The following is a 14,529-nucleotide window of genomic DNA, read 5'->3' as shown; positions in this document are numbered from 1 at the left end:
GATCATTTTGGCTCATGTTACCTAGTGTGCACAGCCAAAGTGTTTGTCGGTGCTTTTTTTCTGCGGATGCAAGCTTTGCCATACTTTTTCATGAAAGTAGTAAGCACAGGTATTAAAGCTGGGTTCAATCATCGCCATGATGCCGCCAATTAACCAACTTCCAGTGAGTAAATAAGCAATACCAAAAGCAACGCTAAAGTGGATGACGGCGAAGCTGGCGGTTTTTATCCGAGTCTTGCCCGCGTAACGTTGCAGTGCTGGATGCTGAGTCCATACCCGTTCATGGAAATAAAAAGCGACAGTATTGACCATCGGCTCCAGCATAGCGATTAAACTACCGAGAATGATATCGCCTGTCAGTAGATAAGCGATAGTAAAAGCGATGGTAAAGTGAATAGCAGCGAAGCTGAGTGTTTTTTTCATGATCCGGTCCCACCTATTTCTTTTTGATGTAAACATTATTGATAATTATTCTCAAAAAGAAAAGGAGAATCGAACAATTAATCTCATCGGTAAAATCGATGAACCTTCCGTTTGCTAATTAACCTTGTGGTTTGATGACTAAAACGGGGATGGGGGCGTTCTCGACGACCTTGCTGGCTACCGAACCGAGCATCACTTTGTCCATTCGTGAGCGCTTATGGCTGGGCATAATAATTAACTCTGCCTTGAGCTTGGCGGCATATTCCAGAATGGTCGTGTAGGGCTTTCCTTCAGTGACATGCAACTGATAGTGAATGTCCTCTGGCAGATACTGCTGAGCAAATGCTTGTAAACGTTGCCCAACGTCTTGCTTCATTTTATTGGCAGCGTCACGCGGGAAATAAGTTGCGACCATCGACATGTGAATACCCGGTAGTACGGTTAAAAGATGCAGTTGAGCACCACTGTGTCTTGCTTGCCATACCGCACTTTGTGCGGCTTTATCAGCAAAGCCTTGTTCATTTAAATCGACGGGGACTAAGATATGTTTATACATGGTTTTTTATCTCTGTATGGCTTTCCCCCGCAGATTCGATAGCCAGGGGAAAGCAAAGTCATAATAGGTTAAGGTTGTATTGCCGTTTTCTTGAGGGCGCGGCGTCTTTGATTCCAGCCAAGCAGTAAGGTCAGCAACAGTGCAGGGACAAAGACCCATTCTTTCATTGGACGATCGCTATCCACGACGACCGTACGGACTTCCCAATCAAAATCGATCCCTGCCGCTTCAGCTGGACTACGAAACTCAACAGCGTCGATCAGCATTCGATTATTGATCTTATTAACGGTAAGCCCCATCGAACGAATCCGTTCTTCGGCCGTTAGCGCTCGATCATCAAACGGCAGTTGCACGGTTTTCGACACATAGTCGCCCATTAAGGTTTCTCCTGCGACGCTCATCACAATCGGTTGACCCACCGGCGCTTTATCGACGATATAGGCTAAGTCCGTACCTGGGTATTGATACTTAGCCGGATAAATTTTGTCCCACCAAAATCCAGGTCGTAAAAAGCTAAAGGTCAGCAGCAACAGCAACAGGACTTCCCACCATTTTGCTTTGGTAAACCACCAGCCTTGAGTCGCGGCTGAAAATAACAGCATGGCGATGATCGAGGAGCCGACGGTTAAGGCTAAGTGCCACCATGATTCAATGCCCATCAATAATAACTGGGTATTAAAGATAAACATAAATGGCAAAATAGCGGTTCGTATGTCGTAGGTGAAGCCTTGAATACCGGTACGAATGGGGTCCGATTTCGCTATTGCGGCAGCAGCAAAAGCAGCCAGACCGACAGGGGGCGTATCATCGGCTAAAATACCGAAATAAAATACAAACAGGTGTACGGCAATTAATGGAATGATCAATCCACTCTGTGCGCCTAAGGTGACGATCACCGGAGCCATCAACGTCGATACTACAATGTAGTTGGCAGTTGTCGGTAATCCCATGCCTAAAAGTAAGCTAATCACAGCGGTGAACAGCAACATCAGCATAATGTTACCGCCAGAGATAAACTCGACAAAGTCGGTCATCACTAAGCCAATGCCCGTTAAGGTGACTACACCAACCACGGTGCCAGCAGCGGCGGTCGCGACACCAATCCCTATCATATTGCGTGCACCAGACACCAAACTTTCGAGTAAGTCTGTAACGCCAGCTTTGGCTTGTTGAGCGGCATCGTTAGTGCGATTAAACCAAGCAATGATCGGTCTTTGCGTTAAGAGAATAAAAATCATAAACACACTGGCCCAGAAAGCCGACAATCCGGGGGAGAAACGCTCAACGGTCAAACACCAGACTAAGACCACGATCGGCAGTAAGTAATGCAGTCCAGATTTGACTGTTGGGCCAACGTCTGGGATTTCCTGAATGTTTTCATCCAAACTAAATTCACGCTCGTGAGTGTATTGAGCGGAGATTTTCAACAGCAAAAAATAACAGATTAACAGTGCCAGCGTGACGATCGGTGTCGCTGCCGCGCCAAACACATCTTTTGTCCAACCGACCCCGTAATAGACCACTGCACTCACTACACATAACCCTAAAATGGTGCCAGTGAAAGAGAGCAAACTGTTGAGTAACGTTGAAGGGCGACGGCGAGGTAGGCCAGTCATCCCTGCTTTACAAGCTTCTAGGTGGACAATATAGATAAGCGCAATGTACGAGATAAGCGCAGGTAGTAGGGCTGCTCGGATCACCTCGACATAAGAGATACCCACGTATTCGACCATCAAAAAGGCCGCAGCGCCCATGATTGGTGGCGTAAGCTGACCATTGGTTGAAGCGGCGACTTCGATGGCTCCAGCTTTCGTACCAGAAAAACCCACTCGCTTCATGAGCGGAATAGTAAAGGTCCCGGTTGTGACCACGTTAGCTATCGACGACCCTGAGACTAAACCGGACAGTCCTGAGGCGACAACGGCTGCTTTCGCCGGTCCGCCACGCATGTGACCGAGTAAAGAAAACGCCACTTTGATAAAATAAGCACCAGCACCGGCCCGTTCTAGCATCGCACCAAAGAGCACGAATAAGAACACAAAAGAAGTCGAAACCCCTAAAGCGATACCAAATACGCCTTCAGTAGTCAGCCAGAGATGGGACATGGCCTTATTAAAGCTTGCCCCTTTGTGTGCGATGACGTCGGGCATATGTGGCCCAGCAAAGGTGTAGAGCAAAAAGAGCCCTGCCACACACATTAACGGCGGACCTAATGCACGACGTGTAGCTTCCAGGAGCAGCAGCATACCCATACCAGCAACAATGATGTCAGTATCGGTGGGTGCACCGGAGCGACCGGATAAAGAAGTATAAAAAAGATAGATATAAGCAGCCGAGAAGCTGCCCGCCAGAGCTAAGACCCAATCCACGGCTGGAATGCGGTCACGGGGAGAATGTTTTAACGCGGGATAAGCGGTAAAAGCGAGAAAAACCGCAAAGCTTAAATGGATAGCGCGAGCTTCGGTATCATTTAAAATCGCAAAGTTAAAAATAAATGGCAGGGGTGAAGCATACCAAAGTTGGAAAAGAGACCAGCACAGTGGTACAAACCACAAAATGCGCCCAGAGAAACCCTGTGGATTTCTTGCGCCAGTATCTGCCTGTGCAACCATCTCTTGCACATCCTGCGACGGAGTTGTTGCCTGCGTCATGTACGTTATCCTTAATATTGATGGTTATCCCTTTTCTATTGCTTAGTCGATAGTCAGTGAACGGTATTGATACTCTCAAGTACATGGAGATTCACAACATAACGCTGAACGTTAGGCTGTATGGTGTTCGCTGAAGGCTCAATAGAAGAGGGTGCTGTGCAAATAAATAATCATTCTATGCCTTCCCCTAAAAACATTGATGTTCAGTCACTTTACTGTGTCAGCCATGGTTGTCAGGAGAGGAAATAGATAGCCATAAAACAAAGTACTTTGAGTAGAGACCGCCAATCAACCCCCACGCGCCGTGTGCTGGGCATGGGGATTGGAGGATGGGTCGACTACCTACAACGAATCGCGATTTATTTTAGTAAACCAACTTCTTTGTAATATTTTTCAGCACCAGGGTGGAGCGGAATCGAAAGGCCGGCTTTGACCATGTCTTCTTTTTTCAAGGTTGCAAAGGCGGGATGAAGACGAGTAAAGGTATCAAAGTTTTCAAACACCGCTTTAGCAACATTATAAGCAACGTCATCGGAGACATCGGCACTGGTCACCAGTGTGGCAGCAACCCCAAAACTCGTCACTTCGTTATCGGTCCCACGATACATGCCCGCAGGAATGGTGCTGTAAGCGTAGTAAGGACGTTCGGCTACAATTTTCGTCACTTCAGGTCCAGTTGCTGAGACCAATTTAGCGTTACAAGAAGTCGTCGCCTCTTGGATGGCTCCATTGGGGTGTCCGACCATATAGATAAAGGCATCAATACGATTATCACATAACGCTTGTGAGCGCTCAGAGCCTCTTAGTTCAGAGGCTAGTCTGAAACTGCTATTAGTCCAGCCAAAGGCGTCCATTACCACTTGCATGGTGGCGCGGTCACCGGAACCTGGGTTTCCGATATTAACGCGTTTTCCTTCAAGATCTTTTACATTATTGATGCCCGAGTCTGCGCGAGTGATGATGTTAAAAGGTTCAGTATGCAAAGAGAACATCGCGCGTAGCTTTTTGTAAGGGCCGAGTTCAGAAAACTGACTGGTGCCATTATAACCGTGGTATTGCCAGTCAGATTGAACGATAGCAAAATCGAGCTCGCCATTACGCATGGTATTGACGTTGTAAATCGAACCACCGGTTGATTCCACAGAGCAACGAATATTGTGCTCTTGACGGTCTCGATTCACTAAGCGACAAATCGCACCGCCAGTTGGATAGTAAACGCCGGTTACGGCTCCAGTACCAATAGTAATAAATTCCTGAGCGTGAACCGCACTCGCTCCCATGACAGCCGCAGCGATAGCACCCACTTTAATGATCTTGTTCAATAACATGAATATCCCTTCCTTTTATTTATTATTCCCAAAGAGCTTGTACGGTTGTCGAGGGGTATGATTCCTTTCCCCTGATGACTTGAGGTTATTGCGCGGTTAGCGCCCTCGGCAAGTCGTTTGGTTCTAGAAATTGGCGCTGGTTCTGCTGAAAAACAGAAAAAGTGCCGAATGATAATAACAAAAAATACTCAATAAATTATAGAATTGTAAAAAATTATCATCGGTAGCACTGTGGTATTGAGCGATAGGTAATGTTATTGAATGAGGCTAATTATTTGATAAGTATTAATTTAAAGTCTTTTTTGTTGGCTATAGCAAGATACGCGAGATGTGAATTGGGTCACATTTGTTTAACAATGTAACCCGTCATTAATGCGCTTTAACCAGCGTATTCAAAGAGCTCGCAGACAGAAGTAAATAGCTGTTTAGTCGTAATATTCATGGTTGGAGTAATGAAAATAGTATCATCGCCAGCGACAACACCTAAAATACCTTCTGATTTACCAAGAGAGTCGAGTAAACGAGCAATTAACTGCGCTGCACCTGGGCCGGTGTGTATCACGACTAAAGCGTTATTATGATCGACATCGAGGACAAGCTCTCTTAGTGAGCTGGATACCGTTGGCACTCCGAGCTCAGCGGGTAAGCAATACACCATCTCCATTTTGGCATTACGAGTACGAACGGCACCAAACTTGGTTAGCATACGCGATACTTTAGACTGATTGATGTTATCAAATCCTTCATTCTTTAAAGCATCAACAATATCGCTTTGTGAGCCAAAGCGTTCTTCTTTCAATAGGGCTTTAAAAACACGAACTAAGTTATCTTGTTTATCTGTAGGGCGCATTGTGGATTTTCTTTTGCTGTTCAACCATTAATGACTATTGTCACATAGCTCACGATAGAGAGGCAAATTATCGTCGAAAACTGTCTAAATGGTCACTGTAAAAATACCGTATTTACGTTTATATCCTTCTTACTTGTCGCTACAGTGGGATTGGTTACGCTCGCTTACCCTCATCATAGCGTTATCGATGCTCATGGGGATTCTCTCACTTGTCGCCTATCTGTAACGCTCAGTCGTTTGCTTATCAATGAGGGGCTAATGCTTTGTCATAACTGATAAATCCCCTCATAATGCCTAACGAGCGGTCGCGTCTTAGTGAGGAATTGCGCAAAGTCGCAAAGCTGAGGTTAATTGATTGTAATCAAGATGTAGTTGCTATAGCTTTTTGACATCGGATAAAAAGATACCCTACCAAAAACATATAAAAGATTCACTCTCAAGGAGAACTACGATGAAAGTCGCTGTTATTGGTGCCGCTGGCGGCATCGGTCAAGCCCTAGCTCTGTTATTAAAAAATCATCTTCCTGCTGGTTCAGATCTTGCTTTGTATGATATTGCTCCAGTGACGCCTGGTGTGGCTGCTGATTTGAGTCATATTCCAACGCCAGTGTCGATCAAAGGTTATTGCGGTGAAGATCCAACACCTGCATTAGAAGGCGCGGATGTCGTGCTGATTTCGGCAGGTGTGGCACGTAAGCCGGGAATGGATCGGGCGGATCTTTTCAATGTTAACGCTGGAATCGTCAAATCACTCGCTGAACGAATCGCTAACGTTTGTCCAACCGCTTGTATTGGGATCATCACTAACCCGGTCAATACAACCGTGCCTATTGCGGCTGAAGTATTGAAAAAAGCAGGTGTTTACGATAAGCGCAAGCTATTTGGTGTCACGACACTGGATGTTATCCGTTCTGAAACTTTTGTGGCGGAATTAAAAGGCAAAAATCCTAGCGAAGTCCATGTGCCTGTGATTGGTGGCCATTCTGGGGTAACGATTCTCCCTTTACTGTCACAAGTGGATGGTGTTGAGTTTACTGAGCAGGAAATTGCAGCGCTAACTAAACGCATTCAAAACGCGGGCACTGAAGTTGTGGAAGCCAAAGCGGGTGGTGGCTCGGCAACACTATCAATGGGACAGGCTGCGTGCCGTTTCGGCCTCTCTTTAGTGAAAGCACTACAAGGCGAGTCAGTGATTGAATACGCTTATGTTGAAGGTGGTAGCGAACACGCACCTTTCTTTGCTCAACCGATTAAACTGGGTAAAAATGGTGTTGAGGAAGTGCTGAGCTACGGACCATTGAGTGACTTTGAAAAAGCAGCGCTCGACGGTATGTTAGAAACGCTCAATAAAGACATTGAGATCGGTGTTGAGTTCGTTAAATAACGATCGTTAGACGTAAGATCATTTGACTCGCTATTTCGTTCGCTCACCCAGCGTGCGTATTGGCAGTCGTTATGGTAAAGCATGAAAACTAAGAATAATGCCGCAGGTTTCGACTTCGTGGCATTTTTTTTGGCGATGATCTTATGATCTAAAACCCGTATCAACCATCCTTCTTATTTTTCCTAAAAGATCAAGAATTGATCGTCCATTCTTAAGGTTCTCTTCTCTGCGATTCATCATCCTTTATCCCTTTCCTACTTGAAGCTTGCAGGGGGCTAGGTCGTTCACCTCAATCATAGAGTCTGTCTAGGCTCATGGGGACTCGCTTACTTGCCGATTACCTGCAACGCCAAATTGTTTAGATATAGTAAGCCGCACTGCATCGGTTGATGTGTTGTAGAGCGATATTATTCGAGCGTGTTTTTCTCAGTTTCAAATGATGATTAAGCTTTTGATTGTTTGAATTTTTTATCTATGAAAGTAGTCATAAAAGTGGCATTAGATTAAATTTTTATTCATTAATTCTGGGAAAATAGTATTATCTGGCCTTTTTTATGGTAGCTAAGGCTATTTTATGGCGCAATCTGACATAGATTTGATCGTTGGCAATGAATGTGTAAAAACGTTGGCTTTGTTAGTGAAGTGGATCACGTTGAGTCTGCTATTGAATGCTATTTCTGACTACTATAGCGTTTTCCAGAAGCAAGGTTGGAAATAATCATGGATAACAAATTAGGTTTAGGCTCTTTAACCGCCTTGGTTATTGGTTCTATGATCGGGGCTGGGGTATTCAGCCTACCGCAAAATATGGCAGCAGTGGCGAGTCCTTTGGCGGTGATGATTGGCTGGTGTATTACCGGGATCGGTATGATCTTCCTTGCCTTATCATTTCAGCAATTAGCGATCCATAAACCAGAGATTAATAGCGGTGTGTTTGGTTATGCCCGTGCTGGCTTTGGTGATTTCGCTGGATTTTGTTCGGCCTGGGGATACTGGTTCAGTGCGATGGTCGCTAATGTTTCCTATTTAGTGATTGTCTTTAGTACTTTAGGCATGCTGTTTGATACGCCTGATCGGGTTATTTTTGGCGATGGTAATACGTTGATTTCGATTGCGGGTGCCTCGGTACTTCTTTGGTTAGTGCATTGGCTGGTTTTACGTGGCGTGCAAACGGCAGCGTTGATCAATTTGGCGACCACCTGCGCGAAAATGATCCCGTTGGTACTGTTTATTTTATGTGCCATGGTCGCTTTTCGATGGCAGACGTTTACGGTCGACTTTACGGGACTCCACTTTGGCGCTGAGCACGATTTATGGTCGCAAGTCAAAGCCACCATGTTGATTACCGTTTGGGTATTTATTGGGGTCGAGGGTGCGGTGGTGGTCTCTAACCGAGCTCGGGTGCGACGTGATATTGGACGAGCGACAATCTTTGGTTTACTGACCGCGTTAGCCATTTATGTCTTAGTGACATTGCTATCGATGGGCGTGATTATTCCCGTCGAGCTAGCCAGCTATCAGAATCCGTCGATGGCGAGAGTACTAACCGAGATACTGGGTCCTTGGGGGCAGTATATTATTGCGATTGGTTTAATTATCTCTGTTTGTGGCGCATTTTTAAGCTGGACAGTGTTGGCTTCGGAAGCGCCATTTTTAGGGGCAAAAGACGGTATGTTTCCCGCTCGGTTGGCGAAACAAAACGCGGCAGGTAGCCCGGCGAGTGCATTGACGTTAACCAACGTTTGTATCCAAGTGTCATTAATCGTTGTGATGTTTGCTGGTAGTACCTACGACACCTTGCTGATTTTTGCTTCGGAAATGATCTTAGTGCCGTACTTTTTGGTCGGTGCTTACACGCTGAAGTTGGCGCTTAGTGAGTCTAAACAAGGCAAAATATTACTGATAGGATGTGGAGCAACGCTTTACGGTGCTTGGTTGTTGTATGCCTCTGGATTGCATTATTTATTGCTTTCAAGCCTGTTGTATCTGCCTGGTATTGCTTTTTATATTAAAGCCAAACGAGAGCAGGGAGTGCAGCCTTTTCTAGGGCGAGAGAAACTCGGTGCTGGCACTTTAACCCTATGTGCTTTGTTTGCCTTTGGTTTAATCTGGCAAGGGTGGTTTTAGATAACCAGCAAAGACTCACTTGTCGCCTTACTTGAGTCGGGGCGACAAGTGAATGAAGTAATAAGACTGAGCTCGCTTACGAGTCTTATTACTTACTGCGTTTGACCGCCATATGAGCCAAAGCGATCAATGCTTGTTTGTAGTCACTTTCGGGTAGAATAGCCAATTCGGCAATCGCTTTATCGGCTTCTTGTTGCGCTTTAGCGGTGGTGTATTCTAATGAACCTGCTTGCTGCATCGTTGCTAAAATCGCCGTTAATTTCTCCATCCCATTGGCTTTTTCAATCGCTTCACGAATCATCGCCGATTGTTCTCCTTGGCTATTGCGCATCGCATGCAGCAACGGAAGCGTGGGTTTACCTTCTGCGAGATCATCACCGACATTCTTGCCCATTTCTTTGCCATCAGCGGTGTAATCCATCACATCGTCAATCAATTGGAAGGCAGTACCTAAATATTTACCGTAGTTTTGCATCGCCCGCTCAACTTCGGGAGAGGCATCACATAACATCGCTCCAATTTGCGTGGCGGCTTCGAATAATCGTGCGGTTTTTGAGTAAATGACCTGCATATAACTCTCTTCCGTAGTATCGGGATCGTTACAGTTCATTAATTGCAGCACTTCACCTTCAGCGATAACGTTGACTGAATGGCTCATCAACTTGAGGATCTTCATCGAACCGAGTTCGGTCATCATTTGGAAAGAGCGGGTGTAGATAAAATCGCCCACCAGTACGCTAGCGGCGTTACCAAACGTCGCATTGGCAGTGGCTTTGCCTCGCCGCATATCGGATTCATCCACCACATCATCGTGTAGCAAAGTTGCCGTATGAATAAATTCAATAAACGCAGCAGCCATGGTGTGCCCCTCACCTTGATAACCTAAGGCTTTGGCTGACAAAATGGCCAGTAATGGACGTAGGCGTTTACCGCCACCACTGACGATATAAAACCCCAGTTGATTGATAAGGGAAACGTCAGAATTGAGTTGAGCAAGTATCGTTTTATCCACTTTTGCCATGTCATCGGCAGTAAGCGCTTGGATAGCTTTAAAATCCATCATAAATCCGGCTGAAGTTAGAGCTTGTAAGGCATTATGTTCTGCTTGAGTTAGTGAATAATACACTAAAAAATATTGATTAATACATGGCTTAAAGGCATGATTGCCGCACTTTTGTTTGGCGATTAGCTTTTCGCCAATTTTTTTTAAATATGGCTTGTCATGGGGACGCCATTCACGTAGAATCTGCGCCCTATTGATGATTAGTTTAGCGCACACCCTTTTTGCTCAAAAATGTTAGCATAGGCTGTGCGGAAAGAGCGGAGTAAAATATGTACGCTGTTTTCCAATCTGGTGGTAAACAACACCGTGTAAGTGAAGGTCAAACTCTTCGCTTAGAGAAATTAGACGTTGAAACTGGCGCAACAGTAGAATTTGATAAAGTTCTTCTGATCGCTAATGGTGAAGCAATTCAAGTTGGTGCTCCTCTAGTTGAGGGCGGTAAAGTGACTGCTGAAGTGGTACAACACGGTCGTGGCGATAAAATAAAAATCGTTAAGTTCCGTCGTCGTAAACACTCTCGTAAGCAACAGGGTCACCGTCAGTGGTTCACGGAAGTGAAAATCACTGGTATCAACGCTTAAGTTATTAGGAGAGTTTAACAATGGCACACAAAAAAGCTGGTGGTTCTACTCGTAACGGCCGCGATTCAGAAAGTAAACGTCTTGGTGTTAAGCGTTTCGGTGGTGAAGCTGTATTAGCAGGTAACATCATCGTTCGTCAACGTGGTACTAAGTTCCACGCTGGTAATAACGTTGGTATCGGTAAAGACCACACTCTTTTTGCTCTGTCTGATGGCAAAGTAAAATTCGAAGTGAAAGGTCCTAAGAACCGTAAATTCGTTAGCATCGAAGCTGAATAAGTTTAGTTTCTCGCTGAATTTAAAAACCCTGCCGTTTGGTGGGGTTTTTTATTTATCGGCAAAGTGCTTATAACTAGTGATCCCTATTGTTTGGGTTGACTCGTTATGTGTTCTAAAGCAGAGATGAGACGCTGATTAATGTCTTCTGCTAAAATTGATACTATTAATAAGCAATGGTATTGCAGCGCAAATTGTGCGGAGTAACAAATGAAATTCGTTGATGAAGCGGTAATAAAAGTTCAGGCTGGTGACGGCGGCAACGGCGTGGTCAGTTTCTGGCGTGAAAAATTCATTACCAAAGGCGGTCCAGATGGTGGTGACGGCGGTGACGGTGGTGATGTTTATATACTGGCTGATGAAAACCTAAATACACTGATTGACTACCGTTTTCAGCGTTTTTACGATGCTGAGCGCGGAGAAAATGGGCGTGGTGCGAACTGTACTGGCAAGCGTGGTAAAGACAAAGTATTGCGCGTTCCTGTTGGTACACGTGCGGTTGATATCCATACTAATGAAGTGATCGCTGAAGTCGCTGAGCATGGCAAAAAGGTGATGATTGCTAAAGGTGGTTGGCACGGTTTAGGCAATGCTCGTTTTAAATCGTCGGTAAACCGTGCTCCGCGTCAGAAAAGTATGGGTACTAAAGGTGAAGTGAGAGAAGTGCGTTTAGAGCTACTTCTGCTTGCTGATGTCGGTATGCTTGGCTTGCCTAATGCTGGGAAATCAACCTTTATTCGTGCCGTATCGGCAGCAAAGCCTAAAGTGGCTGATTATCCTTTTACAACCTTGATCCCAAGTTTAGGTGTCGTGAGTGTCGTCCCTGAAAAGAGTTTTGTGGTTGCTGATATTCCCGGGTTGATTGAAGGTGCTGCGGAAGGTGCTGGGCTAGGTATTCGATTCCTGAAACACCTAGAGCGTTGTCGAGTATTGCTACACATGATCGATATCATGCCTGCAGATCAAAGCGATCCTGTTCAAAATGCATTAACGATCCTTGATGAGCTTGAGCAATACAGTGAGAAATTGGCTCAAAAACCACGTTGGTTAGTGTTCAATAAAACCGATCTCATGCCAGAGCAAGAAGCCAATGAAGTGATTCAAAACGTTTTGGACGCACTGGGATGGGAAGATCAATACTTTAAGATTTCTGCTATCAATCGTCAGGGTACCAAAGAGTTGTGCATGAAGTTAGCTGACTTTATGGAAACCTTACCTCGTCAGCAAGAAGAGATTTCTGAAGAGCAAAAAGTGGAATTTATGTGGAATGATTACCACAAAGATGCCATTGCCAATCAACCGATCATTGACGAAGATGACGACGACGATGATTGGGATGATGAAGAAGACGACGGTCATGTTATTTATGTCCGTGAATGATCCACTTGATGTTTAACGTTAGTGAGCCGCAATCTTGATTGCGGCTTTTTTATATTCTAAATCATATCGTCACGACACATTTTGTTGCAAACTAGGTCTTAGATAAATCGAGGCAGTTAGGAATGGAATCATGACATCCAAACAACGAGCAATTTCACGTTTGATTGCTCAAGCGGGTCAAATGTTACTCGCACATGGTGCAGAAAGTACTTTGGTTGGCGATATTATGCGACGTATGGGGCTGGCTTCTGGCATGGATGAAGTGGAAGTCTCGCTCTCTGCGAGCTCATTAGTGGTGACTACCGTTTATCATCAACATTGTATAACCACCGCTCGACGTTGTGCTGATCGTGGCATTAACATGCGAGTGGTGACCCAGATCCAGCGTATTTGTATTTTGATGGAGCGAGGCTTACTCGATTACTCGATGGCACAGCACAAACTTGAACGAATAACGCCAGAGCGTTATAACCGATGGTTAGTGGTGGTGATGATCGGTTTGTCATGCGCGGCGTTTAGTCGTTTGGCTGGTGGTGATGGAATCGTGTTTCTAATGACCTTTATCGCTTCTGCCATCGGCATGATGGTGCGCCAAGAGATTGGTCATCGCCAATTTAACCCTTTACTTAATTTTGCGGCGACAGCGTTTGTCACGTCACTCATTTCTACTCAAGCGGTGATCTATCAGCTTGGTAATAAACCAACCATCGTGATGGCGTCTTCAGTATTAATGCTGGTACCGGGCTTTCCATTGATCAACTCGGTTTCTGATATGCTGAAAGGTTACATTAATATGGGCATCGCTCGCTTTGTGATGGCAAGCTTACTGACCTTAGCAACCAGTTTAGGGATTATTGCCGCGATGAGCGTGACGGGAGTGTGGGGATGGTAGCGCTGGTGAGTTGGGATTTATTACTCGGGTTAATCAACGATATGTTGTTTGCCTCGATTCCTGCTGTTGGGTTTGCGTTGATCTTTAATGTCCCAGTCCCAGCATTAAAGTATTGCGCTTTAGGAGGAGCCATCGGTCATGGAACGCGTTATTTGATGCTGCATTTTGGTATTCCGATTGAGTGGGCGAGTCTGTTTGCGGCAGGGATTGTGGGTATGATTGGTGTTCAGTGGTCGAGACGATTTTTGGCTCATCCTAAAGTCTTTACCGTAGCAGCATTAATTCCTATGGTTCCCGGTGTATTTGCTTATAAGGCAATGATTGCGATGGTAGAAATTCACCATTTAGGCTTTAAACCTGAGCTGTTTGCGAGTTTAATGGAAAACTTCTTAAAAGCGATGTTTATCATTGCGGGATTAGCAGTTGGCTTAGCAATACCCGGGCTGTTATTCTATCGTCGCAAACCCATTGTCTAGAAGCTTAAGCAAAAGTAGGAATAGAAAGATGATCATCAGTATGATTGCCGCGATGGCAAACGAAAGAGTGATAGGTAAAGACAACCAAATGCCGTGGCATTTACCCGCTGACTTTGCTTGGTTCAAACGGTGTACTATCGGCAAACCGGTGATCATGGGACGCAAAACTTATCAATCGATTGGACGTCCTTTGCCTGGGCGTCACAATATTGTTATCAGCCGAGATCCCGAATTGGTGATCGATGGGGTTGATGTTGTCTCTTCACTGGACGCTGCCTTGCTTAAGGCGGGGGCGGTCCCTGAGGTGATGATCATTGGTGGTGGCAGTATTTACACGGAATGTTTACCTCAAGCCGATAAACTGTACATCACGCTGATTGATGCTCAGTTCATCGGCGATACTCATTTCCCCAATTGGGGAACGAATTGGCATGAATGTTACCGTGAACATTACTCGGCGGATGACAAAAATGCTTATTCAATGGACTTTATCATCTTAGAACGCGAGACTGAAAAACCTAGAACCTAGAACCTAGAACCTAG

The 14,529-nt window shown here is 45.3% G+C and carries 14 protein-coding genes; 8 read left to right on the top strand and 6 right to left on the bottom strand.

Translation table 11 applies throughout. The features are described 5' to 3' along the window. Positions 1-21 precede the first annotated feature (21 nt). From CAG60_RS13405 to argR, 5 genes are all read right to left on the bottom strand, one after another. The gene (locus CAG60_RS13405) at positions 22-423 is read right to left on the bottom strand and encodes a DUF2061 domain-containing protein (RefSeq protein ID WP_154169264.1); all 402 of its coding nucleotides are present in this window, start codon (positions 421-423) and stop codon (positions 22-24) included. 118 nt (positions 424-541) lie between these two features. Beyond that, positions 542-979, bottom strand: a complete 438-nt coding sequence (locus CAG60_RS13400; protein ID WP_161439145.1) for a universal stress protein — start codon at positions 977-979, stop codon at positions 542-544. A gap of 68 nt (positions 980-1,047) precedes the next feature. After that, positions 1,048-3,630, bottom strand: coding sequence for a TRAP transporter permease (locus tag CAG60_RS13395; RefSeq protein ID WP_161439144.1), 2,583 nt, complete (start codon positions 3,628-3,630; stop codon positions 1,048-1,050). A gap of 359 nt (positions 3,631-3,989) precedes the next feature. Then, the gene (locus CAG60_RS13390) at positions 3,990-4,958 is read right to left on the bottom strand and encodes a TAXI family TRAP transporter solute-binding subunit (protein WP_154169260.1); all 969 of its coding nucleotides are present in this window, start codon (positions 4,956-4,958) and stop codon (positions 3,990-3,992) included. A 379-nt stretch (positions 4,959-5,337) separates the two neighbouring features. Next, complete coding sequence (gene argR, locus CAG60_RS13385; RefSeq protein ID WP_004396085.1) at positions 5,338-5,808, bottom strand: transcriptional regulator ArgR; 471 nt, start codon at positions 5,806-5,808, stop codon at positions 5,338-5,340. A 451-nt stretch (positions 5,809-6,259) separates the two neighbouring features. Between argR and mdh the strand changes: the two genes are divergently transcribed. Then, positions 6,260-7,192, top strand: coding sequence for a malate dehydrogenase (mdh, locus tag CAG60_RS13380; protein ID WP_004396084.1), 933 nt, complete (start codon positions 6,260-6,262; stop codon positions 7,190-7,192). Between the two features lie 720 nt (positions 7,193-7,912). Further along, on the top strand, positions 7,913-9,319 hold the full coding sequence (locus CAG60_RS13375) for a basic amino acid/polyamine antiporter (RefSeq protein WP_161439143.1): 1,407 nt from the start codon (positions 7,913-7,915) through the stop codon (positions 9,317-9,319). A gap of 88 nt (positions 9,320-9,407) precedes the next feature. Here the strand turns inward: CAG60_RS13375 and ispB are convergent, their stop codons facing one another. After that, on the bottom strand, positions 9,408-10,379 hold the full coding sequence (ispB, locus tag CAG60_RS13370) for an octaprenyl diphosphate synthase (RefSeq protein WP_154170703.1): 972 nt from the start codon (positions 10,377-10,379) through the stop codon (positions 9,408-9,410). Positions 10,380-10,651: 272 nt separating this feature from the next. Between ispB and rplU the strand changes: the two genes are divergently transcribed. The 6 genes from rplU (at position 10,652) to folA (ending at position 14,515) form a co-directional block, all read left to right on the top strand. Continuing rightward, complete coding sequence (rplU, locus tag CAG60_RS13365) at positions 10,652-10,963, top strand: 50S ribosomal protein L21 (protein WP_004396080.1); 312 nt, start codon at positions 10,652-10,654, stop codon at positions 10,961-10,963. Between the two features lie 20 nt (positions 10,964-10,983). Continuing rightward, positions 10,984-11,241 (top strand): 50S ribosomal protein L27, encoded by a 258-nt coding sequence (gene rpmA / locus CAG60_RS13360; protein ID WP_004396079.1) that lies wholly within the window; start codon positions 10,984-10,986, stop codon positions 11,239-11,241. A gap of 207 nt (positions 11,242-11,448) precedes the next feature. After that, the gene (gene cgtA / locus CAG60_RS13355; RefSeq protein WP_004396078.1) at positions 11,449-12,618 is read left to right on the top strand and encodes an Obg family GTPase CgtA; all 1,170 of its coding nucleotides are present in this window, start codon (positions 11,449-11,451) and stop codon (positions 12,616-12,618) included. A 130-nt stretch (positions 12,619-12,748) separates the two neighbouring features. Then, a complete protein-coding gene (locus CAG60_RS13350) occupies positions 12,749-13,510 on the top strand; it encodes a threonine/serine exporter family protein (protein WP_004396077.1) in 762 nt (253 codons plus the stop codon). Between the two features lie 2 nt (positions 13,511-13,512). Next, positions 13,513-13,986 (top strand): threonine/serine exporter family protein, encoded by a 474-nt coding sequence (locus tag CAG60_RS13345; RefSeq protein ID WP_161439158.1) that lies wholly within the window; start codon positions 13,513-13,515, stop codon positions 13,984-13,986. A 28-nt stretch (positions 13,987-14,014) separates the two neighbouring features. Further along, positions 14,015-14,515: a type 3 dihydrofolate reductase gene (gene folA, locus CAG60_RS13340; protein WP_004396075.1), complete on the top strand. Its 501-nt coding sequence runs from the start codon at positions 14,015-14,017 to the stop codon at positions 14,513-14,515. The last annotated feature ends 14 nt before the right edge of the window (positions 14,516-14,529 follow it).

It is taken from the genome of Vibrio sp. V33_P6A3T137 (assembly GCF_009904835.1).
Classification (GTDB): Bacteria; Pseudomonadota; Gammaproteobacteria; order Enterobacterales; family Vibrionaceae; genus Vibrio; species Vibrio metschnikovii.
The sequence above is the reverse complement of the archived record's forward strand: the minus strand, read 5'-3'. Positions and strand labels throughout refer to the sequence as shown.